The organism is Hahella ganghwensis DSM 17046 (genome assembly GCF_000376785.1).
Taxonomy (GTDB): Bacteria; Pseudomonadota; Gammaproteobacteria; order Pseudomonadales; family Oleiphilaceae; genus Hahella; species Hahella ganghwensis.
In genome coordinates this window covers 58,638-84,057 of sequence record NZ_AQXX01000120.1, presented here as the reverse complement: position 1 = coordinate 84,057, position 25,420 = coordinate 58,638, and the positions used below count along the sequence as shown (strand labels likewise).

Sequence of the window (25,420 nt, the reverse complement as noted above, 5' to 3'; positions counted from 1 at the left end):
CTCTTCCTTCGATGATACCTTTACTGTTGCAGAGCATAAGCCCGATAGACAAAGCATGTTGACGGTCTGCGGCATTACCCTCTATTTTCGACCAAATGGATTATCCGGGTTTGGCTTTTCTATACTGAAAGTTCACTGCCCCCCGATATCATCATGCGCTAACATAGCCAATTGCCATTTATTCAGGAGTCCTCAGTGAGCAAGCCGACACTTGGTGAGAGCAAGTCCCCCGGCGGCAGGAAACAGCAAACCCAAGCCCCCGCATCCCGTACCAAGCGATTTCTCAAGTTAGCAGGCATGACCGCCTCTGTAGCGGGTAACTATGCCGCGGACCGGGTCCGGCGGCGTTTTTCTGAGCCTGACAACCATGAAGAACGGCAGCGTCAGGCCTATAACAAGATGGCAAACCAGATTGCTGATACCCTGGGTGAATTAAAGGGAGCGGTGATGAAAGTGGGGCAAATTGCCTCCCAGACCCAGGATTTTCTACCCAAAGAGTTTTCCGAGGCCCTGCAACGACTGCAGAAAGAAGCGCCACCCATGGCGTACTCAGTCATTGAAAAGCAGATAATCAATGAACTTGGAGCGGCTCCGGAGGAGCTGTTTGAGCATTTCGATTCTGAACCCTATGCAGCGGCATCCATTGGTCAGGTTCACCGGGCACGGACCCGCGAGGGCAAAGAGGTGATTGTCAAAATACAGTATCCCGGTGTAGACAAGTCCGTCAATTCTGACCTTAAGCAACTCAAACTGACGCTGAAACTGGGGGGACTGCTGAAGCTTCCCAAGGAAAGTGTTGACCAGCTCTTCAATGAAATCCGTGAGCGTTTGAATGAAGAACTGGATTATGAAAACGAAGCCCGGAACATCAAAGCCTTTGTTAAATTCCATAAGAAGGACAAAGGGCTGATCATACCGAAGGTGGTTGAATCCCTGTCTTCCCGTCGGGTTCTGACCATGGAGTGTGTGGAAGGGGATCATATCAGTGAGGTCACTACTGAAAAGTATCCTCAGGAAACCATTAACCTGATTGGTCAGCGATTGTTCAGAACCATGGCGGACCAACTCTTCAAATTTCAGGCGATACATGGTGATCCCCACGCGGGTAACTTTGCCTTCCGACCAGATGGCACCGTTATTATGTATGACTTTGGCTGTGTCAAAAAGCTCAAAACAGAGATTGTGGATGCCTACAAAAAGGCTTTGGTAGCGGCACTGAATGAAGATTATGGCGCCCTGGATCACTATCTGATTGATTTAGGTGTGCGGATTGAAGACAAACCTTCAGTGGATGAAGACTACTATGCCATGTGGCGGGATATTTTTATCGTGCCATTTGCTGACAGGGACCTGCATTACGATTTTGCAGAAGCCAATCTCCATAAGCAGGTGGCTTCCAAAGCCTCTACCATCTTCAAATATATGGAGTCATTCCGGCCACCGGTGGAAAGTATATTTATAGACCGAATGATCGCCGGACATTACTGGATGATGAAGCGACTGGGAGTCCAGGCGGCATTTCGGCGCGAACTGGAATGTTACCTGGAGCTTGACGCCTGATAGCCCCCCGGCAGTTCAAACTTATTACAGCTTGACAGCCGGCGCAATCTGGCGGGTTTGAGTCGGCTCTTTGTCTTTTGAAAAGTGTTCAATATCTATCAGTTTAGGAGGAGAGGTAACCAGTAACCCCGATGTGGCCTACGGCTATAGCGTATTATCCATTGCATTAACTGGCTTCAATACCGAGAATACCGCCGGCATTAATCGGAGATGTAAAATGATCTATTTACACTGGATTCTTTTAGGGCTGGCGATCCTGGCTCTGATGGGCGTGGTTTTTGAAGAAGTTACTCACATCAACAAAGCCAAGGTTACTCTCTTTTTCGGCACTCTATCCTGGTTGATACTTTTTATTTACGAGACCATGCATGGTCAGTATGAAGCCGTGCAGCACGGGCTGGAATCCAACATCAGTGAAATTGCCAGTCTCTGGCTGTTCCTGGTGGCAGCGATGACCTTTGTTGCCTATCTCAACAAGAAGGGGTTGATCGAGAACGTTATTTATCTGTTTCTGCCGCAACAGATATCGGAGAAGAAGCTCCTGTTTCTGACGGCGATTTTCTGTTTTATTTTCTCGTCTCTGGCCGACAACATTACCGCGACACTGGTGTCCGTTGCTCTGGTGTTGTCATTGAATCTTCCTACAGCCAAGACTCTGCGTTTCTCGGCCCTGGTGGTGTTTGCCGTCAACAGTGGCGGTGTGGCCTTGATTACCGGTGACGTGACGACGTTGATGATTTTCCTGGACAATCGGGTCGGTATTGTTGATCTGATGATGCTGAGTCTGCCGGCTTTGATATCCGTGCTGGCGGTTGCATGTGTGCTGTCATTTGGTTTGAAAGGGGATGTGAAAATTCAACGTCACCCCACAACGGTGCGCCGTGTGGATATGGCCATCTCCGCTCTGTTTCTGTTGACGATTTTTTCTACGATTGCATTAAACGCCATTTTCAAGGTTCCGCCAGTTCTGACCTTTATGTTCGGCCTCTCCATCATGTTCCTGATTGCCCGATTCTTTAATGATGATAACGATCTGGACCCCATCCTTGAGTATGTCAGAATCATCGAGTTTGAAACCCTGTTGTTCTTCCTTGGCATTCTGCTGATTGTCGGAGTATTGAAGGAAGTGGGAGTACTGAATTCTCTGGTGGAAATCTACAGCATGAGTTCACCTTTGCTGGCTAACTACCTGATGGGATTACTGTCAGCGTTGGTTGATAACGTACCTCTGACGGCTGCTGTGCTGAAGTCCGGTATTGAGATGACCAAGGCCGACTGGCTGGCTCTGACATACTCGGTCGGTGTTGGTGGTTCTCTGCTGGTTATCGGATCTGCGGCCGGTATTGTGGCGATGTCCAAAGTGAAAGAGTTGACTTTTGCCGGATATGCTCGCTTTAGTGCTGTGCTGTTGTTTGCCTTTACCCTGGGATATATTAACGTTTACTTCCTGGGACGTTGGTTGGCCTAAGCTAACTTGCCCGGAGACCTAAATGGTTTCCGGGCATCGCCTGCTGACGCGACAGACCTTGTTACAGACTATTTGTGAAGCGCTCCTGCATGTTAACTGAGAAAGTTCAGGCATTCCCCTCCGAAGCTCCCTCAGATCACCAGATCCTGGTGATCCTGGCTAAAGTCAGTGATATTGATGAACCTGAAGAGTCTTTATATTTTGATTGGCTAACCCGGGCCGAAATTCAGAGAGTCAGGTCTTTCAGGGATCTCACTGCATCACGTTGTAGTCTGTTGGGGCGGGCAATGGTTAAAGCGGTTGCTGCCCAATGGCTGAAAACCTCTCCACAGGACGTCTGTATTACCTATCTGGAAAGTGGCAAACCGGTATTGCAGGAGGCGACTTCAAATCAGTGGCATTTCAGTGTGACCCACCATCAGGATTGCGTAGCGGTGGCATTTGCCAACGCCCCTCTGGGAATTGACCTGGAAACACCTCAAAAACAGGACAGAATCAAGCTGGCAAGGCGGTATTTTCTGCCGGAGGAAAGTCATCATCTGGCCTCACTGGAGGGGAGTGAACGGAGTGAATATTTTACCTGGTTATGGACTTTGAAAGAGGCTGAAGTCAAACGTTGCGGTAGTGCATTGGCTCATGTGATGGGAAAAGCAGGGTTCAAGATCGCACCTCCCCGAATCTATGCGACAGATGCCTCCCAGGCAATCTCTTATTATCTCTACAGATCTTCTGACCAAGCGCTTCTGAGTCTCGCTTGTTCCACCTTGTCAGTTTCTGTCCCGGAGTGTTTCCTGGGGCGCCCCTATACTGGATATCAACGAACCTCGCTTGATCTGGTGGCGAAAACCTGAGGCCTGTTAAGACTACACATTACTCTATTACCCTTCGCAATATATTCAGTGTAAACTTTCCCTGCTTTCATCATAAAAGACGGGCATCATCAAAAACGAGGTTTGGAGAGTGGGATACTGATACCGCTTTCCCGGAAGCCAGGATAAAAACAGCGAAGAATTCGAGGTCAACATGTCAGATTACACAACTCTCAATGTCACTCAGCATAAGGCTGTGGCAACCGTCGAACTAAGCCGGCCGGAGAAAGCCAACGCCCTGAACATGGCAATGTGGGATGAACTGAAGGCAGCAATGGAATGGGCGGACCAGGAAGATACCGTCAGAGTGGTGATCCTGCGTGGTGCCGGTAAACATTTTTGCTCCGGTATTGATCTGATGGATTTTTCTTCCGTCATGACCGCTAAGGAAAAATGTGAGGGACGTAAAAGAGAATCCCTGCGCCGCATGATACTCAAACTGCAAAGTAGCCTGACTGCCATTGAAGATTGTCGTAAACCGGTGATTGCGGCGATTCATGGCGGTTGCATTGGTGGTGGTGTGGATATGGTGTCCTGCTGTGATATGCGTTATATCAGTGAAGATGCCTACTTCCAGATCAAGGAGATTGATATCGGCATGACAGCAGATGTCGGTACTCTGCAACGCCTGCCACATATCATTCAGGATGGCCTGATGCGGGAGCTGGCTTACACGGGGCGCAAAGTGAAAGCGGATGAAGCGATCAGGGTAGGGCTGGCCAACCATTCCTACGCCAATCAGGACGAGCTCTATGCCAGTGTGGAGGAAATCGCTCATATTATTGCCGCCAAATCCCCGCTGGCGATTCGTGGAACCAAAGAAATGATCAAATACACTCGTGATCACTCCGTGGCTGACAGTCTCAACTACGTGGCGACATGGAACGCGGCAATGCTGATCAGTGAAGATATTCAGGAAGCGATGATGGCCCAGATGCAAAAGCGTGAGCCTACATTCAAGGACTGATTAACGTTTAAGGAGCAATAAAGGTCTTTTGCATCCTTCGCGTTCTGCCCTCCAGATTCAAACCGGCCATTTCGTTCAGCAGGATGAAATGGCCGGTTTGATCTAAACTCAGAGACAAACACTGATCCTGGAGGGACGAAGCCTATGTGGCGCCTGATAGTTTCCCTGTTATTGGGAGCTCTGATGACTGCGGTCTTGTCTGCGCAAGCTGCAGACCCCATGAATATCAGGCATCTCAAACCCCAATCCGAGGAAGACATACGTAACTCCTACTTTATTTCCCTGCTGGGCGCGGCCATGGAGGTCACGAAGGGGGAGTTTGGTCCTTATACCCTGACAGAAAGTCAGGAGTTCGTGTACCAGAGCCGTGTATTCTGGTTGCTTGAGAATAACCGTGGATTTGATGTTGCCTGGTCCATGACTTCACAGGAGCGGGAAGACAAGGTCCGTCCGATTCGCATACCACTGATGAAAGGGCTTCTCGGCGTCAGGCTATTCATCATTCGTGAAGACCGGCGTGAACGATTCAGCCAGATTCATTCGCTGGAAGATCTGAAGGACTACACTGCTCTGCAGGGGCATGATTGGCCTGATACCAAGATACTCAGTGCCAACCGGTTGCCGGTACGAACCATTCCCCAATACAGTGAAATGTTCAAACAGATCAGTCTGGGGAAGTATGACTATTTTCCCCGTGGGGTGTTGGAAATCTATGGAGAACTGGAAACGACTCCCTATGATAATCTCATTGCTGAGCCTCATCTGGTGCTGACCTATCCCGCACCGATTTACTTTTTTGTCAGTAAGCAAAATGAAAGACTGGCTGAGCGGTTGGAAAAGGGATTGAGAATGCTGATCGCCAATGGAGAGTTTGATCGCCTGTTTCTAGAGCACCCCGTTCATCGTAAAGCATTGAAAGAGATGCAACTGGATAAGCGTCAGGTGCTGAGAATACGCAATCCGGATCTTTCAGAAGAAACGCCCCTGGATGAGCCAGAACTCTGGTGGGACGAGTCCTTGTTTATTCTTTAGACCGGATAGGGTGAGGAGCCATCTTATACCTGGATTAAGTGGTCAGTACCGAGAAATCGGGCTCGAGACCACATCCGCCTAAAATGACTTCACAAAGAAATCGGGTAATCTGGTCGATATCCTCCTGCTCAAATTCAAGTTGATTGGTAATCGTCAGAATCTGAGTGTTGAAGTCAGCGTAATGCTGGGTGGAAGACCAGATCAAAAAGATCAGATGGGTGGAATCCACCGGCTTCATTTTGCCCTGACTGATCCAGCTATCGATAATTTTCACCTTTTCACGCATCCACTGCCGGGTCCGTTTGCGCAGGTGGTCATGCAGATGGGGAGCCCCCTGGATAATTTCCGTGGCATAGATCTTGGAAGCGTCAGGGTGGCTCATGGAGAGTTCCACTTTGGTCCTGATGTAGCGGGTCAGAACCTTGGCCGGGTCGTCATGCTCTGACATTTCCGACAGCGTGGAATTCCATAACTCTGTGATGTTTTCCAGCATACGGCTGTAAAGCATCGCTTTACTCTTGAAGTAGTAGTGAATATTCGCCTTTGGAAGTTCAGCGCGATCCGCGATGGCCTGCATGCTGGTGCCTTTGTACCCGTGACGTACGAATTCCAGCTCTGCAGCGCGCAGAATTTTGCGTTCATTGTGGGCCCGGATGCTGTCTTTCGAGTTATCGGCGCTTTTTTCAGCAGCTGCGTCTTTCCGGCGTCTGGATTGACCGGTCACTGGACCTGCATTCACTCCCATGGCGTTTCCCTCTACAACTGTGGCCGATAGGGTTGGCCAAGCGCCAGTGGTGTATTTAACTTGGAGCGCATGGCGTCACTGGCGATGACCATCAGCACCACAATGGTGGCTGCATAAGGCAGCATGGCCAGCAGGTTGGGGGAAATGTCGAAACCAAGTCCCTGCAGGATCAGGTGCATGATACTGGCCAGACCAAACAGGTAAGCGCCCAGCATTACCCGTTCTGCTTTCCAACTGGCAAACACCACCAGAGCCAGTGCAATCCAGCCGCGTCCGGCAGACATACCTTCAGTCCATAATGGGGTATAGGAAAGGGAGAGGTATCCTCCGGCCAGGCCAGTCATCAAGCCGCCGAATATCACAGCCGCATAACGAACTTTCATGACGGGCATGCCGATTGCGTTGGCGCTCTCTGGATTTTCGCCGACGGCGCGGATGATCAGTCCGACTCTCGTTTTGCGGAAAGTCCAGTAAACCAGGGCAAACAGAATCCAGGACAGGTAAACCAATGGATCGTGGGAGAACAGTACTTTGCCGATGATGGGAATATCGCTCAGCAAGGGAATTTCCCAGGGGCCGATGCCATCAATCCCCATACCCACATAATCGGTGCCGAGAAATGCCGACAAACCGATACCGAAAATGGTCAGTGCCAGCCCTGTCGCGACCTGGTTGGCCACCAGCGTCACCGCCAGCAGTGCGAACACCCCCGACATAAGCATGCCGGCCACCATAGACGCGCCCAGTCCAACCCAGGTATTTCCTGAGATTACGGCAAACATGAAACCGACGACCGCGCCCATCAGCAGCATGCCTTCCTGACCCAGGTTCAGGACTCCGGATTTTTCACAAACCATCTCACCCAGTGCGATCAGAACCAGCGGGGTACCGGTACGTAAGGTGGCGAACAAAATATTGGTAATCAGATCTACATCCACAGGTACTCTCCTCAGGAACCGGCAGCGGCGACTTTCGCAGCGCTGGACTTCAACTTGATGCGATAACCGATGAACAGATCGCAGGCCAACAGATAAAACAACAGCATGCCCTGGAACAGGCCGGTAATGGACTTGGGCATGGCCAGCTCCATCTGCACCATTTCCCCGCCCAGGAAGGTCAGGCCGAGTATCATGCTGCCCAATAGAATGCCGACCGGATGCATGCGCCCGAGAAAAACCACGATAATGGCGCTGTAGCCATAACCCGGAGAAATGTAGGGCGTCAGTTGTCCTATCTGACCGCTGACTTCGGAAACCCCCGCAAAACCTGCAAGTGCGCCACAGATCAGCAGGGTCAGCCAGACCAGCCGTTTGGCGCGAAAGCCGGCAAACTGGGCTGCTTTGGCATCTTCACCCAGTACACTGATCTGGAAACCTATCATCGTGCGGGACAGTAATGTCCAGATGGCGACCATGAGGATCATGGCAAACGCCAGACTGACACTGACGCGATAATCCTCAAACAGTGGCGGCAGCATGGCAAAGTCCGAAAACAGGGCAGACTCGGGAAAATTGAACCCTTCAGGGTCTTTCAAAGGCCCGTGTACTGAGTAGAGCAGCCAGTTGAGTGCGATATAGTTCAGCATGATGGTCGTCAGGACTTCATTGCAGTTGAACCGGGTCTTCAACAGAGCGGCCAATGCAGCCCAGCCCAGGCCGCAAAGCGCACCGAACAGGATAACGGCGGGGAGTACCCAGGCCGACTCAATATTGCCCATCTGCAGTGCCAGATAACCGCCTCCCAATCCGCCAATAATGAACTGGCCTTCCGCGCCGATATTCCAGACTTTGGCCCGAAAGCACAGTGTCAGTCCCAGGGCGCACAGCATCAGTGGGGCGACCTTAACACCCAGTTCAGACCAGCCGTAAAGATCGGTCAGTGGGCTGATAAAGAATGTATAGAGGGAGTGCGTGGGGGATTGACCCAGAAAAGCAAACAGTAACGCTCCGCTAATCAGTGTCAGAATAATTGCCATCACTGGCGACATATACGCCATCAGGCGAGAGTCAGACGGCCGTTTTTCCAGTCTAAGCATAGGTGGCCTCCTGGGAATCCACAGGTGAGCCCGGCGGATGGAATTCACCAGTCATCCATTGTCCCAGTAACTCAATCGACACCTGATCCGTTGGCTGAATCGGCGACAGACGACCATCGCAAATGGCGCCTATGCGGTCACATATCTTGTACAACTCTTCTATGTCCTCTGATAACACCAATATGGCACCACCTTGATCGCGTAAACGAATCAGGGCTTCGTGGATCACCAGTGCGGCACCGACATCCACTCCCCAGGTCGGGTGCGAACACACCAGCAGGTTAGGGTGCTGTAGAATTTCACGTCCGATAATGAATTTCTGCAGATTTCCGCCGGAAAGGCTCTTGGCCTGGGCCTCTGTGCCGTCTGACTTAACGTTGAATTCGGAAATGATTCTGGCGGCCAGATCCTTCACTTTGTGGTAGTGAATCCATCCAAATTGAGACAGACCATTCAGGAAACCCGTCAAAAGCGTATTCTGGGCCAGGGAGTGGTTGGGAACAGCGCCACGCCCGAGCCGCTCTTCCGGCACGACACCAATACCCAATTTACGTCTTTGATCCGGATGAAGTTTGCCAATCGGGTTTCCATTGAGCACAACCGATTCATTTTTACATTGCTCTTCACCACTGATAAGGCGTAACAGTTCTTCCTGTCCATTGCCCGCCACACCGGCAATTCCGAGGATTTCCCCGGATCTGACCGTGAAGGATATATCACGGATGGGCGTGGAAAACGGGTCTTCCGATTTGAAGCTCAGGTGGTTGATCTCAAGACTGGGCGTGCTGCCTTCCACTTTTGTAAATTGCTTATCAAATGGCGTGTCATCGCCGACCATCAGGCGGGCAATTTCCTCAGTCGTGGTCTGTTGCGGGTCGCAATCACCGGAGACTTTTCCTCCTCGGAGAATGGTGGCGTTGTGACATAGTGCGCGGACTTCATCCAGTTTATGCGAGATGAAGAGAATACTGCATCCCTCTGATGACAGCTGCTGTAGCGTCTCAAACAGCTTCGACACCTCTTGGGGAGTGAGAACCGATGTTGGTTCATCAAGAATCAGCAGCTTCAGGTCCTGCAACAGGCAGCGAACAATTTCCACCCGCTGTTGCTCGCCGATGGACAGGGTATGAACATAACGGTCAGGATCCAGTTTCATACCGTAGCGTTGGGATACGTCGACAATTTTGCGCTTCAGTTCATCCAGAGTGCCGGTTTTCTCTTTGGGCAGGCTTAAAGCAATGTTTTCAGCAACGGTCAGGGTCTCGAACAGAGAAAAATGCTGGAACACCATGCCGATACCCAACTGGCGGGCATGAGAGGGGCCTGTAATCTCTACCTGGTGGCCTTCCCAGATCATTTCTCCTTCGTCTGCTTTGACCACACCATAAATAATTTTCATCAGGGTGCTCTTTCCGGCACCGTTTTCGCCCAATAAGGCGTGGATTTCTCCCTCTCCCACACAGAGTCTTATTGATTGGTTGGCGACACATCCGGGGTAACGCTTGGTAATCCCCAGTAGTTCCAGCCTGTTTTTCATTTTAAATAACCTGACCAGTTAGACAAGAAAAGCTCGAAGCAATGAGCGAGCCAATTATCGCGTATGTGGAATGGAATTTCATGGGGGAAGGTGTACCTCGCTGATTTTCTTGTTTTTATTGCTTAAGTACGGGCATAAATTGACAATTTTTGATCAACTTTCAGCACTGATATGTCTGCGCCAAACCTGGGCAAGTCGCCTGCCCAAAGAGTTACTTTGGTGCATGTTGATCAAATGGTCAGAAAATATTTGCCTGCTGCTAAAAGACTATGCGTTAATCGGATTCAATAAAAGAGATTTATTATTCTATTTAAAACATAGAGATAATCTTTGTATAACCAAACATTCTTATGTGCTATCTAACGATTTGGTTGAAAACTTGTCTCAATGGTCAGAAAATTGCTGAAACAATGGTGAAGAGCATTGGTGAAGAGCGTTGATAAAGAGCATCGGTGAAGAATACTGCCGGGAAGCACCGCCGGAGAACATAGAGTCCTGAATATAAGGGACGCAGTGAAGACTATACTTACTCATGAAGCCTACATGATAGGGGACAGAGTAAATTACAAATCTATCCGCTACAAAGGATAGACATTGTAAAGAGTGTTCGCTTCCAAGAAACAGAAACAAGCATAAAAAGCCGTTTTCGGCCTTGGGCCGGAATGAATATTATCGTCATTGATCGAAAGGGTTGCCCGTGATCTCATTTTGTTTGAATGGTGTATGGAAACAAGAGTATGACGTGGACCCGTCGACACTCCTACGTTACCTGCGATCAGTGCAGGGATTGACCGGAACAAAAGAAGGATGTGCTTCTGGTGACTGTGGTGCCTGTACGGTTCTGATCGGCAACAGGAACGATGAGACAAGCAACGATTGGCAGTTTGAGAGCGCCAATAGCTGTATCACCCTGGTCTCACAACTTAACGGCAAAGCGCTACTCACTGTTGAGGCGCTGGCCAATCGGGGCCAGTTGCATCCTGCTCAGCAGGCCATGGTGGATTGTCATGGTTCCCAGTGTGGTTTTTGCACTCCCGGCTTTGTGATGTCTCTGGCCGGCCTGTACCGTCAAGCCAACGCGGCGGATTCTATAGAAGTAAATCGACAGGATATTGTTGAAGCTCTGGCCGGGAACCTCTGCCGTTGTACAGGCTATCGACCAATTATTGAGGCCGGACAAAAAATGTTGTCTATGCCTGAACCTCAGTCCGGCGTTCAACAACAAGAGTTTCAGCAGCCTGGCTCGCAACAACTAGGCTCGCAACAAAAAAGCTCGCAACATCCTGACCCTCAAGAGGTCGCAATCTGGTGCCCCCCTCCAGTTCCTGACGCGGCAGCCAAACATAATGCCGGCGGCTCTCTGGCGCAAGGGAACAGATCTGCCAATGCCCCGGTTACGGAAAAAGAACTGCAGTTACTGCTGGCAGATGATCCCAATGCCCGACTGGTGGCGGGTGCTACGGATATCGCGTTGGAGGTGACCCAACAATTCAGGGATATCGACAATACGATCTATCTGGGGGATATAGATACCCTGCAGGCCATTACGGAAAATGATCAGGACTTTGTGATTGGTTCAGCGGTCAGTTACAGCCGACTGGAGTCATTGTTTGATCAATACTTTCCGGAGTTTGGCGGTATGCTCAGGAGGCTGGGCTCTCGCCAGATCCGGAACCAGGGGACGCTCGGGGGAAATATTGGTAATGCCTCTCCGATCGGGGACACGCCACCTGTCCTGATCGCTCTGGGGGCTGACATTCAACTGATGAATCACCATGGGCAGGAACGGTGGATGCCTTTGGAGAAATTCTTCCTGTCTTATAAGAAAACCGCTCTGCAACCAGGAGAATACATCCGCAGTATTCGTGTTCCGAAACTGGGTGAAGAAGAGGCTCTCAAGGTTTATAAGATTTCCAAACGGCTGGAAGACGATATCTCCGCTGTTTTGCTGGCTGTTTGGTGTAAACAATCACAGCAATCCATTGCGGATATTCGTGTGGCATTCGGCGGCATGGCGGCTGTTCCTATGAGGGCGGCTTCTGTTGAAGCGGCATTGCAGGGCAAAACGATCAGTCCTCAGGTGTTTGAACAGGCCGGCCAGCAGTTACAGAAGGATTTCCAGCCTCTGACGGACGTTCGTGCCTCCAGTGGCTATCGGTTACAGGTGGCGGCCAATCTGTTGCAAAAGTGTGCCTGGGAGCTGATGTCTCCTGACCAGGTGACCCGTATAGAAGATATACACGGGGATTTCTCCGGGGAGGGCCAGAAACATGCGTAAACTGGTGGATACGCCTGAGCTGCGTCGGAATCGTCAGGTGAAAGGCAAAGTCGGTCAACAATCTGAACATGAAAGTGCTCTCAAGCATGTCACTGGCAAGGCTCAGTATGTGGATGATATCCCTGAAATACAGGGAACCCTGCATACTGCGGTAGGTGGCAGTGCATACCCCCACGCCCGCATCCTTTCCATGGATCTTTCCCGAGTGTGGTCGGCACCTGGCGTAAAGGATGTTATTACGGCGCAGGATGTTCCTGGACATGTAGATATCGGACCGGTATTTCCCGGTGATCCGGTATTGGTTGAAAGCGAGTGTGAATATATTGGCCAACCGATATTTGCTGTGGCAGCCACCTCTTATGAAGCTGCCAAACAAGCGGTGAAGCTGGCGGATATTGAGTATGAAGAATTACCCGCAGTGCTGGATGTCAGTGCTGGGCTGAAAGAAGCTTTTTACGTCAGGCCACCTCATTCCCAGGTGAGTGGTGATGCGATTGTCGCCATTGATGCTGCACCAAATCGTATCAGCGGTCGACAATATGTGAAAGGGCAGGAACACTTCTACCTAGAAGGGCAGGCGAGTATGGTCGTTCCTACTGAAGACGGGGGAATGATGGTGTATACGTCTTCCCAACACCCCACAGAAGTGCAGAAACTGGTCGCCGAAGTTATGGGGTTACCGTTTAACCAGGTGCAGGTGGAGGTTCGGCGCATGGGGGGCGGATTCGGCGGGAAGGAAACTCAGGCAGCACCGGTTGCCTGTATTGCCGCACTGCTGGCCCATCGAACCGGGAAGCCGGTGAAATATCGTATGTCCCGTCAGGATGACATGGTGATGACCGGGAAACGCCATGATTTCCTTAATACCTACGAAGTCGGATTTGACGAACGTGGCCGTATTCAGGGCACCAAAATGACAGTCACCGGTAAATGCGGCAACTCCCCGGACCTGTCTGATGCGATCGTGGACCGGGCAATGTTCCATGCCGGGAATGCCTATTTTCTGGGCGAGGCGGAGGTGACCGGCTATCGGTGTAAAACCCATACTGTCTCCAACACGGCCTTCCGTGGATTTGGTGGGCCCCAGGGAATGATGCTCGGTGAGCAGATGATCGAAGATATTGCTTATCATCTGGGCCTGGATCCTCTGGAAGTTCGGAAACAGAACCTGTTCGGAAAGGACGAGCGCAACACCACCCATTACGGGCAGTTGGTCGAAGACTTTATGTTGGGGGATATGATCAGCCAACTGGAGTCAGAATCTGACTATCAGGCCCGCCGTCAGGCTATTCGAATATTCAATCAAACCAGTCCTTATCTGAAAAAAGGTCTGGCCCTCACTCCGGTCATGTTTGGTATCTCGTTTACGGTCCAGCATCTGAATCAGGCTGGGGCACTTCTTCACATATATACGGACGGCAGTATTCACCTGAACCATGGTGGAACTGAGATGGGGCAGGGATTGTTTACCAAAGTGGCGCAGGTGGTGGCAGAAGAGTTTCAGGTTGACCTGGACAGGATTGCCGTATCTGCCACTCGCACGGATAAAGTCCCCAACACCTCTCCAACGGCAGCCTCTTCTGGCTCAGACCTCAACGGCATGGCAGCGCGTGATGCCTGTGTGACGATTAAATCGCGACTCACTGAATTTGCTTCTGAGCATTATGGTGTATCAGCAAACCAGATTCGGTTCGAGAATAACCATGTGGTGATCACAGGTGCGCCGCAAGCAGAAGAAGACAACGAACAATGGGTGTCTTTCGCAGATTTCGTCCAGCTGGCCTATATGAACCGCATATCGCTGTCGTCAACCGGCTACTATAAGACCCCGAAGATTCACTATGACCGGGAAACCGGGAAGGGTCGGCCATTCTTTTACTTTGCCAACGGTGCTGCAGTGTCGGAAGTCATCGTCGATACCCTGACCGGTGAGTATAAAGTCTTGCGGGTCGATATCCTGCATGATGTGGGTAGCTCACTGAATCCGGCGATAGATATTGGCCAGATCGAAGGCGGTTTCGTTCAGGGGATGGGGTGGCTGACTACGGAAGAACTTCTCTGGGATGATACCGGTAAACTGATCTCCAACAGCCCGGCCAATTACAAAATTCCCACCGCAGGCGATATACCCGAAGACTTTCGCGTCAAGCTGGTGAATCAACATCCCAATGCGGAAGCGACGATCTATCGTTCCAAAGCGGTGGGCGAGCCTCCCTTTATGCTGGCTATTTCTGTCTGGTCAGCCATACGCAATGCGGTTGCCAGTCTCGCGGACTATCGTTATGCGCCACCTTTAGACCCTCCGGCAACACCTGAAAGAGTGTTATCAGCCGTCAGTGCAACCCGGCAGTACCTGGCCCAGGTCAAAGGCGCGCTGGAGGAAGGCGTGAAATGAGTGAGCTTAACTGGAGTGATGCCATACAGGTCTGCCAGAAAAAAGGCGATGCCTATGTGATCGCGACAGTTCTTGGCTGCAGCGGTTCAACACCCCGTGACCCTGCCAGCAAGATGGTGATCACCGAGGATCAGACTTTTGACACCATAGGCGGTGGTCAGCTTGAGTTTGCTGTCACACAAAAAGCCCGTGAACTGCTTGTGCAGGGAGATGCGCAACAACTGGTGCAGCATTTCCCCCTTGCAGCAGGTCTGGCCCAGTGCTGTGGGGGCAGTACGACCATTTTATTGGAAGCGATGGCTGCTTGCCCTTTCAGAGTTGCGGTTTTTGGTGCAGGGCATGTGGCTAAGGCGCTGATGACCATTTTGCGTGGGTTACCCTGCAAAGTGTTATGGGTAGATTCTCGTGCTGGCCTCTTTCCACCAGAGTCTCTGGCAAACAAAGAAAACATCACCACACTGGTGACAGATCAACCGGTAGAGGTGGTGACAGACCTGGCGCCGGGCAGTGATATTCTGATTCTCACCCATAATCATCAGTTGGACTTCGAACTTTGCCAGGCGGCTCTGAATCATGGAAGTCTCCGACATATCGGCATGATTGGGTCCAAAACCAAGGCCGAAAGATTCCGTAAGCGCCTGGCCCAGAGAGCGTTTACTCAGGAACAGATTGATCAAGTGAAAAGCCCGGTGGGGTTGTCGGAAGTCCCCGGTAAGTTACCGATGGAAGTTGCAGTCTCCATTGCAGGCCAGTTGATTGCGATAGAGCACCAGAACAGAGAAAGGCCTGTCCGCCGGGGGCTGGGTTGGAAAGAATTGAAATCCAACCTGACAGATGACTCGAACCCTCACAAGGGCGGCTACACCATTTCGTTACAAGACCAGCAGTACAGTGATGAATAACTCTTTTTGAAAAAGCGGTTTTTTGAAGAATCGCTTGTAGCTTTAAACCGCTCTGTTGTCCAAATACAGAGTCACTTTAACCAGGGATTAGCACAGTAACCTTATGGCAAACAAAGTCGAATACAACCGTTTCTCCTCTCGTTACACGGATCTGGCCAGCCGCCGTTTGGGCGGGCAGGCGTTAAGCTGCAGTGATGATTTTTTTGCAGAGATGGAAAACCTGCTGAATCCTGATCCAGCGGTATTTATCGAGGATAAATACACTCACCGCGGCAAGTGGATGGACGGTTGGGAATCGCGCCGTCGCCGCGATTCCGGCTATGACTGGTGCATCATAAAACTTGGGGCTCCCGGAGTTATCAAAGGGCTGGATGTGGATACCAGTCACTTTCTTGGTAACGCGCCGAAATCCGTGTCAGTGGAGGCCTGTTCTCTGCAGGGAGATCCTGATGAAAGCACCCAATGGGTGGAAATATTAGCCAGAACAGAAGTGGAGCCGGGCAGTCACAATCTGCTGGACGTAAACAGTGACAAAACCTGGACACATATTCGTCTCAACATCTTTCCTGACGGTGGTGTTGCACGGCTGAAAGTCTATGGCGAAGTAACGCCGGATTGGGACTGGTATCTGCCCGGGGAACCTATTGATCTGGCCGCGATCGTCAACGGCGGTCGTCCTTTGTTATGTTCCGACATGTTCTTCAGCCCAATGGAAAACCTGTTGATGCCAGGGCGTGGCAAGGACATGGGAGATGGCTGGGAAACCAAGCGCCGACGTGGAGGGCGTGATTGTGACTGGTTGGTGCTGAAGCTGGGGGATCTCGGTAAAGTGGCTAAAGTCGAAGTGGATACGGCTCACTTTAAAGGCAATTTTCCCGCCTCTTTCACACTAGAAGCGGTCAAGCTGGAAGCTGGAGCGGAAGTGACGGAAAGCAATGTGGATGAACTCAACTGGTTACCTCTGATTGAACAGACGCCATTGCATGCTGATCGCCAGCACCGGTTTATGAAAGAAGTGAAGAACCAGGATCAAACGATCAGCCATATTCGTTTGAAAATTTTCCCGGATGGTGGTGTCAGTCGTTTGAAGGTGTGGTGTCTGCGTGGTCAAGCGTGAACCCCAGCGGAAACAGATGGAGCCTGTGTGGAAAAAGGAGCCAGCGTGGATATAGCAGCAATTAAGAAACTGGAGGCGTTTAACCAGACGGAGGAATTAGAGGCGATCGCGCAGATGGAATCCTGTTGCACCGCAATGAGCTGGTGTCGCGGTATGGTGGAGGGAAGGCCCTATGCTTCCATTGACGAACTGGTTAAAGCAGCCGATGAAATCTGGGCGACGATGCAGGAAGCAGACATTCTTGAGGCGTTTTCGGGTCATCCAAAAATTGGTGATGTAAACAGCCTACGGGCCAAATACGCCCATACTGCTGGTCTGGCGGGTGCAGAGCAGGGGGCCGTAAAGCAGGCTCCGGAAGACGTGTTGCAGGCTCTGAAAAGTGCGAATGACCAGTATGAAGCCCAGAATGGATTTATTTTTATTGTCTGTGCAACAGGTAAAAGCGCGGAAGAAATGCTGGAGATTCTGCGAGCGCGACTGATCAATGATCGGGACACCGAGTTGAAGATAGGTGCCGGTGAGCAGAGCAAGATCACCGAAATCCGTCTCAGGAAACTTTTTGAACAGCCATCGGGAGAGCAATAATGGCAAGCCCAATTACCACACATATATTGGACACTCAGGCAGGTCGCCCGGCCGCAGGTGTTCCCGTCAAATTGTTTCGCAAAGAGCAGGGGGAATGGAGTTCCATTGCCGAGGGCGTGACCAATGATGATGGCCGGATCACTGATTGGTTGGAAGGACAGACTCGCATCGCGGGGACTTACCGCATCTGGTTTGATACAGATGCCTATTACGCCGGTAAGAATGAGCGTTGCTTTTATCCGGAAGTTCAGATTGATTTCCGCATTGAACATCCGGATCAGCATTATCATGTGCCGCTACTTTTAGCGGCCCACGGATTTTCCACCTACCGTGGCAGCTAAGTCATGAGCACTCTGAATTTGACCCTGAGGCCTGAACCTCTGACCCGTGAGGCTTTTGCTCAATTCGGTCAGGTGATTGAAATCTCTGATCAAGAGCCTTTGGTGATCAATCAAGGTAATACACTACGTTATGATTCACTGGCCCCGGTAGAGCTGTCTGGCCCCGAGGACTATGGGGTGATGAATCTCTTTCGTGCCCAGCCCAGAACCTTGCCAATGACCATCGAAATGATGGAACGGCACCCTCTGGGTAGCCAGGCGTTTATTCCGGTATCCGGCGAGCCTTATCTGGTGCTGGTCGGGCTTCCCAAAAAAGGGGAGGCCGAAAATACTCCAGATCCGGCCTCGCTAACTTTGTTTCTGGCTGGAGCGGACCAAGGCGTTAACTACGCTCGCAACACCTGGCATCACCCGGTATTGGGGCTGAACAAAGTCTGTGACTTTCTGGTCGTGGATCGTAAAGGACCGGGGAACAATTGCGTGGAACATTATTTTGATCCATCCCTATCAATCATCATCAACATGGATGAGGCAATCGCATCATGAGTTTAAATGTGCTGAGAGGCGAAATACTCAGCTTTACGGACGATCCTGATCAATCAACGGACCAGGGATACGTGCATTACGACGACGGTATTCTGATTATCGAGGACGGGCTGATCAAAGCCATCGGGCCAGCCAGTGAGCTGTTGTCCGCCATTCCCGCAGATGCCGTGGTTCTGGAGTATCAAAACAAACTCATCATGCCGGGCTTTATTGATACGCACATTCATTATCCTCAGGTAGATGTCCTGGCGTCTTATGGCGAACAGTTACTGGAGTGGCTGAATAACTACACCTTTCCCACGGAGAAGCAATTTTCAGATCCGCAAACGGCTCGGGAAACGGCCGATTTCTTTCTGGATGAACTGATCAAAGCGGGCACGACGACGGCGTTGGTTTTTGGTACCGTGCATCCGCAATCGGTGCAGGCCTTTTTCGAGGCTTCAGAATCCCGCAATACCCGGATGATTTGCGGTAAAGTGATGATGGATCGCCATGCGCCGGATTATCTTTGTGACACAGCCGACCAGAGTTATGAAGACAGCAAGGCCCTGATCGAACAATGGCATGGCCGTGGCCGTCAGCTATATGCGGTCACGCCGAGATTTGCCATCACCTCAAGCGATGAGCAGCTGCAGAAAGCCGGGCAGTTATTGCAGGAGTACCCTGGGATTTTCATGCAGACTCACTTGTCCGAGAACACGGATGAGGTGGACTTTGTTCAGCAGCTGTTTCCTGGCGCTGAGGACTATCTGGATGTCTATGACCAGAATGGCCTTCTGTCTTCCCGCAGTGTGTTTGCCCATGGTATTCATCTTTGCGAACGTGAGCATGCGCGGCTGAGAGACACTCAGTCGAGTATTTCGTTTTGCCCCACATCCAACCTGTTTCTGGGCAGTGGCTTGCTTGACCTGGCCGCGCTGGAAAAGGCGAAAGTGAGCTACAGCATGGGAACTGACGTTGGCGGTGGCACCAGTTTTTCCATGCTGCAGACACTGAATGAGGCTTATAAGGTTGCCCAGTTGCGCCAGCATAAACTGTCGCCCCTGAAGGCGTTTTATCTTGCCACACTGGGAGGCGCCAAGGCATTGAAGTTGGATCATCTGATCGGAACTTTACAGCCAGATCGAGAGGCGGATTTCATCGTCCTGGATTATGCCGCAACGCCACTGATCAAGCGCCGTATCTCCAAATGTCAGACACTGGAAGACCGGTTATTTGCCATGATGATTCTTGGCGATGACCGCAGCATTGCGGAAACCTGGGTGGCCGGCCAGTGCCTGTATCAAAGCAGTCTGAATGATTAAGGGGATCTGATGGAAGCCTATCTTACCGACTGGTTCTCGTTATTCTTTCGCTGGTTCCATGTGATCACGGGGATTGCCTGGATTGGTGCCAGTTTCTACTTTGTCTGGCTGGATAACAGCCTGGAAGAACCGCCCCAATGGAAGAAAGACAAAGGAATCAAAGGAGATCTCTGGGCCATACATGGCGGCGGTTTCTATGAAGTCGCCAAGTATCAGTTGGGGCCGGAGAAAATGCCGCAGCATTTGCATTGGTTCAAATGGGAAGCTTATACCACCTGGTTAACAGGCTTTATCCTATTGTGGATTGTGTATTATCTGGGGGCGGATCGATATCTGATAGACGCCACCAAGCTGGCGTTATCTGTACCGGAGGCCATTGCGGCGGGTCTGGGCTTTTTACTTGCCGGCTTTGTTATCTATGAAGGCCTGTTACGAACACCGTTACGAAATAATGGTATCGCTTTTGGCGTTGTACTGTTTCTGGTGTTGGCTGTAGCTAGTTATGTGGCGCATATGCTGTTCTCCGCCAGAGGCGCTTATATTCACGTTGGAGCCGTGATGGGCACCATCATGGCCGGGAACGTGCTGTTTGGCATTATGCCGGCTCAGAGGGGGTTGGTCAGTGCCGTCGAGAAAGGTGAGAGCCCTGACCCAGCATTGGGAGAGTTTGCCAAGCTGAGGTCGACCCATAATAATTACCTGACTTTACCCGTGCTGTTTATCATGATCAGCAACCACTACCCGATGGTGTATGCCCATGAATACGGCTGGGCATTGTTGATTGCCATTGGCGGTATAGCGGCATTTGCCAGGCATTTCTTCAATCTCCGTCATAAAGGCGTCAGTAAACCGATTATTCTGGTCATCAGTGCAGCATTACTGGCTGCCGTCGCCGCAGCCATTGCGCCTACCAGCAGCCGTGAGGCAATGCCATCTGATGAAGGTTTTACCGATGCCAAAGCACTGGCTGTGCTTCAGTCTCGTTGCGCGACCTGTCATGCGGCAACACCCACGGATGACATGTTCCCTGCCGCACCGGCCGGCCTTTTCCTGGAAACCTTGGAGCAGGTAGAGAGTGCAGGTTTTGCCCGTATCAAAGGCGTGATCGAAACAAACTACATGCCGCTGGCAAATCGCTCTGGAATGACGGATGAAGAAAGAGCGGCGATTGTTGGGTGGCTTTCGGAGAAGGGCAATGGGCAGTAAGTGATGGAAGTAGGTAGATAAACCTTTATGGAAATCATCTTTCTAGGTACATCCTCAGGCACTCCCACCAAACGCCGTAATGTGTCCGGTGCGGCGATTCGCAAAGCCAACGCCAAAGCCTGGTATCTGGTGGATTGTGGCGAAGGCACACAACACCGGCTTCTGGAAACCAACCTGACTTTAAAGAATCTACAGGCCATTTGTATTACCCATATTCATGGGGATCATTGCTATGGACTGCCCGGATTGCTGGCCAGTATGGCCATGCAGGGGCGGACAGAGCCTGTCAGCCTGATCGGTCCAAAGCAAGTGCATGATTTTATCGAAGGCGTGATTAAATCCACCGAGCTGTGGCTGAACTTCGAAATCAGGTTTCTGGACGTCGAAGAACAGCTATCTGAAGGACTTCAGGGAGTGGATTTGAATATTGATGCCGTCAGACTGTCACATCGGGTTCCGTCCTTTGCCTACGTCTTTACAGAGCAGGCATCCGCCAGGAAACTTGATGTCGACAAACTGAAATCGGCAGGAATCCCCTCTGGTCCTATTTGGGGCAAAATTCAGAGTGAAAGCCGCGTTTTGCTGCAGGATGGCAGGGAAATCGAATCTGATGATTTTCTGTTGCCACCGGATAGAGCCAGGCGAATTATTATTGCGGGAGATAACGATACGCCTGAGCTTTTGGTACCGGTGATAACCGATGTGGATGTTCTGGTACACGAGGCCACTTATACTCAGGACCAGTTGGAACGAATCGGTCCTGGGCCTCAGCACAGTTCGGCCAAACGCGTAGCGGAGTTTGCCGAGTCTCATCAATTGCCCAATCTTGTATTGACTCATTTCAGTCCCAGATACGACGCAGGAAGCACGTCAGGACAATCTCTGTCCGATATAGAGAATGAGGCGAATGCAGTCTATTCCGGTCACCTGTTTCTGGCTAATGATTTGGAATGCTATAACCTGAAAAAGAATGGTGTTCTCTCTAAAAAGGAGTAATATCTAAGGCACCTGTGAAAACGTTGGCGAAGCTGCAATGGCTACGCGGGAAGTTTTTGCAGGTTCCCTAACGAATACTATGTAAGGCAATCATGCCACAGGGATATTAACGACACGGGCAGTAATCAGGGTTGGTTAGCCACAATGGCAATGGATGTATACGACAAGCTGAGAAGAAAGGGATATTTGTTGGCCGGAGATCTCGATGACCTGGGTCAACGGGCAAGTGTTTATTACCACATGTATAAAGATTCCGGTGGAAGAAATGTCTTTCCACTGATCGCCGCCCATGGCGCGTTATGGGCGAGTGGTTTTGTCAGAAAAGGGATGCTGGTGGGGAAAATACTGGCTTCCCGGCATTGGATCAAAAAGTCGCAGTATCAATCCAACATTGCGGCACTGGAAGAACTGGTCAACAGCATATTGGATATCAACCGAAAGGTATGTGCTGAGGCTTACGCACTTTATTTTTATACCAAAATATACAGAGAAGCACCGAAGGATCATTCTGATATTCAGTTCAGTTCCTCGTTGATCGATGCTCTGGTTGCCTGTCATCAATCAAATTCTTCGTCGACCCCTTTCAGTCAGAACCAGCGATGGAATCTCTACCACGAGTTCTTTGTCTGGGAGCAGGAGAACATTGTTGGTTCTCTGGTGGAATCGGCTTATAACTCTTTCGATTGTCCGGTGGTCAGATTTCTGGCTCTGCGTCCCCGAGTTGACTTCGCCTATTTTGGTTGTGGCAATAGCTTGAAGTTCAGAGATTTCAGTTCCCAAAGTGAACGCATTGAGAAAGGCATGAAAGCCTACATGCGGGCTGAAGAAGTTGGTTTGAAGTGGGTGGCTGAATCTTTGAAGCGCTATGGCGTACTTCCAAAGGCATTTTTTCAGGACTCGGGTTCTTACTACGGTGACCTTGAAAGATACTGTGAAACGCAGCTAAACGTCGTAATCTGATCAGGTTTGCCGGTCAAATTCAAGGTTATGGCTAAATGATTCAAGAATAGGGAAATGTCATGTTTACGGGGATTGTTCAGACTGTTGCCAGAATTACAGACGTCACTGACCAAAATGGCATTCGCACTTTTGTTATCGCTTTCCCGGACGGTTTTTGTGAAGGCCTGGAAATTGGTGGCAGTGTGGCCATTGATGGCGTCTGTCTCACCGTGACAGATATTCTGTCAGAGACGCTGGTCAAGTTTGACGTCATGCTTCAAAGCCTGCTCATCACCACGTTAAGCGAGTATGAAGCGGACGCCTATGTGAATGCTGAGCGAGCTGCAAAGGATGGTGCTGAAATTGGTGGTCATCCATTGTCCGGCCATGTGGACTTTAAAACGCACATCCTGTCCATAGATCAGATTGAGGACAACTACTGTCTGAAGCTGGCACTGGAAGGGGACTGGAAGCGGTACATTTTTCCAAAGGGATATATCGCGTTGAACGGTGCCAGCCTGACTATCGCTAATGTAGATAAGACGGAAGGCTGGTTTGAGGTCTGGCTGATCCCTGAAACGCGCAGAATGACCGTATTTGAAAGCAAAGGTACTGGTGACCATATTAATGTGGAAATTGAGCGTGGCACTCAGGTGATGGTGGATACTGTCAGGGACACTTTGAACGAGAACCTGGGCGCACTTTTACCTGTGTTTGAGCGACTGCTGTCTGACCAAGGCGTAGATCTCCATGCATTGGGGGTAAAACGTGGGATGTTGACGACACCATACGCCCCGCCCATAAACAATCGGGCGATAACCCCACCATCATCTGGACCAAACAACAAATCATAGATGCCTAACGCAATGCCGGTAATCCTGCTTTGCTGATGTTTACGCGGCATGAGGATCAGCATGCGGAACTGGGGTGACGTTTTGTTTGCCGTTGTCTTAGGGAGTAAATGAATGCGGAGTGCTGCGATAACAAGGTGAGTCAATGCAATGCTTAACCCCACCCAACCAGCTTCGCAATAACAATCGCGGTACCAAATAATGTGACCAGTCCAGCTATTGATACGACGCCCACTGTGAAGTTTGATGCCTGATCGTGGTCGTTGATCGATACTTTCGGATATTGATTAAAGCTCAAGGCACGGCAAACAGGCCAGCCGACATACCAGGTGATCACCTCTAAACAAAGTTCCCAGATAAGCCAGATTAATGTACGTACTACTACGCCAACTAAGCGCAGTAGCCCCTTTAACAGGCCTTCAGCTAAATCTTCCAATGATGAATTTCTCCAGACAAAAATCACAGCGGGTATTAGGTTAACGAAAACCCAGCCCGCAAAAAGGGATACTATGTTACAGCATCTCCAAGCAGACTACGACTTGCAGCGCCTGTCATTAAGATATCCTCAATACCATATTCTCTCAGTGCGACTTTCCCGTTATGTTTAGCAATAAGGGCGAATAAAAATGTCAATTAAAGGCAAATGTTTATGTGGCAAAGTTCGCTATGAAATCACTGGGCGCCTTTATAATGTCAGCCACTGCCATTGTTCCATGTACCGGCGGCACCATGGCGCTGCCTTTACGAGCATGCTGGTTGTCTGTGTAGCCCCCCATCATAAGCAATCTGTATCTTGTATTTACGTCAGGCATTTTGATGAATGCATGAAGGCCCTGGAATTTAAATCCTGATCATATTTCTGTGACGCCTGGAGAACCCTGAACTACACTGAAATCTGGCTACCCATGTCTGTTGTTGGCGGTGGATCTAAAGACTCTGACAAGGAGGATTCAATCATGGCAATAACAACTCTTCACCAATTAAATCAGGCGTTGTTTGATAATCGTGGCGTTTGCTACTGGGTTTGCGAGTATATGACTCGGGAGGTTAACCAAAACGCGAAAGGGGCCTGGGCAGGATGGAACAATAAAAACTACCAGACGTTGAAGACTGCCGCCCAGCAATACCGGCAGTATGTCAGCTGTTTCAATTGGGCCAAAAATCAACGCAACAATGATCAGGAACCCGTAGCGAATTATAACTTTGGGGCTGGTGGCCCTCTGACTGCGAATCACCATTTCAGGATTGCCGTTTATACCGGTCCTTCTCCAATGCCCTCAAGCGGTCAAAATCACGAGGTGATGTGTGTTACCGGTGGCGGGACCTCAGTACTCTTATTCGACCCCAACTTTGGGTTTTATGAACTGGATGCCACAGGAATAGGCGCTGCCAACAACCGAGAGGCCCTGGAGCATTACTTGACCAATGGATATGGAAACGATTGCCAGCAAACCGCGAGAGAATATGTTTACCGGGATATGGGAGCAATAGGCTAGCACCTATCTGGCATTTGCAATTGTGGCCTGCTTTTGCAATGGCCATAGTTTGTAATCAATACCGGCTCAATGTCAGAGACGGTATTGTCCTACCAATAGAGAGGAATAAATCCTCTAGTCATTGAGCTGTCATGTGACAGCCATCTGTCTATTCCTATTCTTATATAAGTAGAAAATTATCTAGAAATTCAAGTCTAAATGACATAATGTCGCGACCGCCTGGCAGTCTGTCATGGAATTAATAGTTTGAT

24 protein-coding genes are annotated in these 25,420 nt (G+C 50.4%); 19 read left to right on the top strand and 5 right to left on the bottom strand.

What is annotated here, in order from left to right; all coding sequences use genetic code 11:
• The first annotated feature begins 195 nt into the window (after window positions 1-195).
• From F566_RS0116030 to F566_RS0116010, 5 genes are all read left to right on the top strand, one after another.
• Window positions 196-1,560 carry an ABC1 kinase family protein gene (locus tag F566_RS0116030; RefSeq protein ID WP_020408026.1) on the top strand — a complete coding sequence of 455 codons (1,365 nt, stop codon included), beginning with the start codon at window positions 196-198 and terminating at the stop codon, window positions 1,558-1,560.
• A 217-nt stretch (window positions 1,561-1,777) separates the two neighbouring features.
• Complete coding sequence (gene nhaD, locus F566_RS0116025) at window positions 1,778-3,028, top strand: sodium:proton antiporter NhaD (protein WP_020408025.1); 1,251 nt, start codon at window positions 1,778-1,780, stop codon at window positions 3,026-3,028.
• An 89-nt stretch (window positions 3,029-3,117) separates the two neighbouring features.
• Window positions 3,118-3,879 carry a 4'-phosphopantetheinyl transferase family protein gene (locus F566_RS35525; RefSeq protein ID WP_020408024.1) on the top strand — a complete coding sequence of 254 codons (762 nt, stop codon included), beginning with the start codon at window positions 3,118-3,120 and terminating at the stop codon, window positions 3,877-3,879.
• Between the two features lie 172 nt (window positions 3,880-4,051).
• Window positions 4,052-4,864, top strand: coding sequence for a crotonase/enoyl-CoA hydratase family protein (locus F566_RS0116015; protein WP_020408023.1), 813 nt, complete (start codon window positions 4,052-4,054; stop codon window positions 4,862-4,864).
• 144 nt (window positions 4,865-5,008) lie between these two features.
• Entirely contained in the window at window positions 5,009-5,896 is an 888-nt protein-coding gene (locus tag F566_RS0116010; protein ID WP_020408021.1) for a substrate-binding periplasmic protein, read from the top strand.
• A gap of 34 nt (window positions 5,897-5,930) precedes the next feature.
• On the opposite strand, the gene F566_RS0116005 is transcribed toward F566_RS0116010, so the two are convergent.
• The 4 genes from F566_RS0116005 to F566_RS0115990 are packed head-to-tail and all read right to left on the bottom strand — an operon-like array spanning window position 5,931 to window position 10,213.
• On the bottom strand, window positions 5,931-6,641 hold the full coding sequence (locus tag F566_RS0116005; RefSeq protein WP_020408020.1) for a TetR/AcrR family transcriptional regulator: 711 nt from the start codon (window positions 6,639-6,641) through the stop codon (window positions 5,931-5,933).
• Window positions 6,642-6,652: 11 nt separating this feature from the next.
• Window positions 6,653-7,579 (bottom strand): ABC transporter permease, encoded by a 927-nt coding sequence (locus F566_RS0116000; RefSeq protein ID WP_020408019.1) that lies wholly within the window; start codon window positions 7,577-7,579, stop codon window positions 6,653-6,655.
• Window positions 7,580-7,590: 11 nt separating this feature from the next.
• Window positions 7,591-8,676, bottom strand: a complete 1,086-nt coding sequence (locus F566_RS0115995; protein WP_020408018.1) for an ABC transporter permease — start codon at window positions 8,674-8,676, stop codon at window positions 7,591-7,593.
• Complete coding sequence (locus F566_RS0115990; RefSeq protein WP_020408017.1) at window positions 8,669-10,213, bottom strand: ABC transporter ATP-binding protein; 1,545 nt, start codon at window positions 10,211-10,213, stop codon at window positions 8,669-8,671. The genes F566_RS0115995 and F566_RS0115990 overlap by 8 nt, the downstream gene beginning before the upstream one ends.
• Before the next feature lie 697 nt (window positions 10,214-10,910).
• Here F566_RS0115990 and xdhA point away from each other — a divergent pair.
• From xdhA to F566_RS0115930, 12 genes are all read left to right on the top strand, one after another.
• Window positions 10,911-12,491: a xanthine dehydrogenase small subunit gene (gene xdhA / locus F566_RS33120; RefSeq protein WP_020408016.1), complete on the top strand. Its 1,581-nt coding sequence runs from the start codon at window positions 10,911-10,913 to the stop codon at window positions 12,489-12,491.
• Complete coding sequence (xdhB, locus tag F566_RS0115980; RefSeq protein ID WP_020408015.1) at window positions 12,484-14,886, top strand: xanthine dehydrogenase molybdopterin binding subunit; 2,403 nt, start codon at window positions 12,484-12,486, stop codon at window positions 14,884-14,886. Before xdhA ends, xdhB begins: the two co-directional genes overlap by 8 nt.
• Window positions 14,883-15,788: a xanthine dehydrogenase accessory protein XdhC gene (xdhC, locus tag F566_RS0115975; protein WP_020408014.1), complete on the top strand. Its 906-nt coding sequence runs from the start codon at window positions 14,883-14,885 to the stop codon at window positions 15,786-15,788. The genes xdhB and xdhC overlap by 4 nt, the downstream gene beginning before the upstream one ends.
• Before the next feature lie 103 nt (window positions 15,789-15,891).
• Entirely contained in the window at window positions 15,892-16,905 is a 1,014-nt protein-coding gene (gene alc / locus F566_RS0115970; RefSeq protein ID WP_020408013.1) for an allantoicase, read from the top strand.
• A gap of 45 nt (window positions 16,906-16,950) precedes the next feature.
• Window positions 16,951-17,490, top strand: a complete 540-nt coding sequence (gene uraD / locus F566_RS0115965; RefSeq protein WP_026180046.1) for a 2-oxo-4-hydroxy-4-carboxy-5-ureidoimidazoline decarboxylase — start codon at window positions 16,951-16,953, stop codon at window positions 17,488-17,490.
• Window positions 17,490-17,831: a hydroxyisourate hydrolase gene (uraH, locus tag F566_RS0115960; protein WP_020408011.1), complete on the top strand. Its 342-nt coding sequence runs from the start codon at window positions 17,490-17,492 to the stop codon at window positions 17,829-17,831. The genes uraD and uraH overlap by 1 nt, the downstream gene beginning before the upstream one ends.
• A 3-nt stretch (window positions 17,832-17,834) precedes the next feature.
• Complete coding sequence (locus tag F566_RS0115955; RefSeq protein WP_020408010.1) at window positions 17,835-18,377, top strand: ureidoglycolate lyase; 543 nt, start codon at window positions 17,835-17,837, stop codon at window positions 18,375-18,377.
• On the top strand, window positions 18,374-19,681 hold the full coding sequence (guaD, locus tag F566_RS0115950) for a guanine deaminase (RefSeq protein WP_020408009.1): 1,308 nt from the start codon (window positions 18,374-18,376) through the stop codon (window positions 19,679-19,681). The genes F566_RS0115955 and guaD overlap by 4 nt, the downstream gene beginning before the upstream one ends.
• Before the next feature lie 9 nt (window positions 19,682-19,690).
• On the top strand, window positions 19,691-20,887 hold the full coding sequence (locus F566_RS0115945; protein WP_020408008.1) for a urate hydroxylase PuuD: 1,197 nt from the start codon (window positions 19,691-19,693) through the stop codon (window positions 20,885-20,887).
• A 27-nt stretch (window positions 20,888-20,914) separates the two neighbouring features.
• Window positions 20,915-21,883 (top strand): ribonuclease Z, encoded by a 969-nt coding sequence (locus tag F566_RS0115940; RefSeq protein ID WP_020408007.1) that lies wholly within the window; start codon window positions 20,915-20,917, stop codon window positions 21,881-21,883.
• Between the two features lie 144 nt (window positions 21,884-22,027).
• The gene (locus F566_RS0115935; RefSeq protein WP_020408006.1) at window positions 22,028-22,843 is read left to right on the top strand and encodes a hypothetical protein; all 816 of its coding nucleotides are present in this window, start codon (window positions 22,028-22,030) and stop codon (window positions 22,841-22,843) included.
• A gap of 59 nt (window positions 22,844-22,902) precedes the next feature.
• A complete protein-coding gene (locus F566_RS0115930) occupies window positions 22,903-23,676 on the top strand; it encodes a riboflavin synthase subunit alpha (protein ID WP_020408005.1) in 774 nt (257 codons plus the stop codon).
• A gap of 151 nt (window positions 23,677-23,827) precedes the next feature.
• Here the strand turns inward: F566_RS0115930 and F566_RS0115925 are convergent, their stop codons facing one another.
• Window positions 23,828-24,109, bottom strand: coding sequence for a hypothetical protein (locus F566_RS0115925; protein ID WP_020408004.1), 282 nt, complete (start codon window positions 24,107-24,109; stop codon window positions 23,828-23,830).
• 190 nt (window positions 24,110-24,299) lie between these two features.
• On the opposite strand from F566_RS0115925, the gene F566_RS38575 reads away from it, so the two are divergent.
• Together F566_RS38575 and F566_RS0115915 are read left to right on the top strand one after the other, a co-directional pair.
• Window positions 24,300-24,524: a GFA family protein gene (locus tag F566_RS38575; protein WP_483788247.1), complete on the top strand. Its 225-nt coding sequence runs from the start codon at window positions 24,300-24,302 to the stop codon at window positions 24,522-24,524.
• A gap of 105 nt (window positions 24,525-24,629) precedes the next feature.
• Window positions 24,630-25,169 carry a hypothetical protein gene (locus tag F566_RS0115915; RefSeq protein ID WP_157496822.1) on the top strand — a complete coding sequence of 180 codons (540 nt, stop codon included), beginning with the start codon at window positions 24,630-24,632 and terminating at the stop codon, window positions 25,167-25,169.
• The last annotated feature ends 251 nt before the right edge of the window (window positions 25,170-25,420 follow it).

Coding starts and splice junctions, on each gene's coding strand:
- nhaD (WP_020408025.1), top strand. CDS start 1,778: ATGATCTATTTACACTGGATTCTTTTAGGGCTGGCGATCCTGGCTCTG.
- F566_RS35525 (WP_020408024.1), top strand. CDS start 3,118: ATGTTAACTGAGAAAGTTCAGGCATTCCCCTCCGAAGCTCCCTCAGAT.
- F566_RS0116015 (WP_020408023.1), top strand. CDS start 4,052: ATGTCAGATTACACAACTCTCAATGTCACTCAGCATAAGGCTGTGGCA.
- F566_RS0116010 (WP_020408021.1), top strand. CDS start 5,009: ATGTGGCGCCTGATAGTTTCCCTGTTATTGGGAGCTCTGATGACTGCG.
- F566_RS0116005 (WP_020408020.1), bottom strand. CDS start 6,641: ATGGGAGTGAATGCAGGTCCAGTGACCGGTCAATCCAGACGCCGGAAA.
- F566_RS0115995 (WP_020408018.1), bottom strand. CDS start 8,676: ATGCTTAGACTGGAAAAACGGCCGTCTGACTCTCGCCTGATGGCGTAT.
- F566_RS0115990 (WP_020408017.1), bottom strand. CDS start 10,213: ATGAAAAACAGGCTGGAACTACTGGGGATTACCAAGCGTTACCCCGGA.
- xdhB (WP_020408015.1), top strand. CDS start 12,484: ATGCGTAAACTGGTGGATACGCCTGAGCTGCGTCGGAATCGTCAGGTG.
- xdhC (WP_020408014.1), top strand. CDS start 14,883: ATGAGTGAGCTTAACTGGAGTGATGCCATACAGGTCTGCCAGAAAAAA.
- alc (WP_020408013.1), top strand. CDS start 15,892: ATGGCAAACAAAGTCGAATACAACCGTTTCTCCTCTCGTTACACGGAT.
- uraH (WP_020408011.1), top strand. CDS start 17,490: ATGGCAAGCCCAATTACCACACATATATTGGACACTCAGGCAGGTCGC.
- F566_RS0115955 (WP_020408010.1), top strand. CDS start 17,835: ATGAGCACTCTGAATTTGACCCTGAGGCCTGAACCTCTGACCCGTGAG.
- guaD (WP_020408009.1), top strand. CDS start 18,374: ATGAGTTTAAATGTGCTGAGAGGCGAAATACTCAGCTTTACGGACGAT.
- F566_RS0115945 (WP_020408008.1), top strand. CDS start 19,691: ATGGAAGCCTATCTTACCGACTGGTTCTCGTTATTCTTTCGCTGGTTC.
- F566_RS0115940 (WP_020408007.1), top strand. CDS start 20,915: ATGGAAATCATCTTTCTAGGTACATCCTCAGGCACTCCCACCAAACGC.
- F566_RS0115935 (WP_020408006.1), top strand. CDS start 22,028: ATGGCAATGGATGTATACGACAAGCTGAGAAGAAAGGGATATTTGTTG.
- F566_RS0115930 (WP_020408005.1), top strand. CDS start 22,903: ATGTTTACGGGGATTGTTCAGACTGTTGCCAGAATTACAGACGTCACT.
- F566_RS38575 (WP_483788247.1), top strand. CDS start 24,300: ATGTCAATTAAAGGCAAATGTTTATGTGGCAAAGTTCGCTATGAAATC.
- F566_RS0115915 (WP_157496822.1), top strand. CDS start 24,630: ATGGCAATAACAACTCTTCACCAATTAAATCAGGCGTTGTTTGATAAT.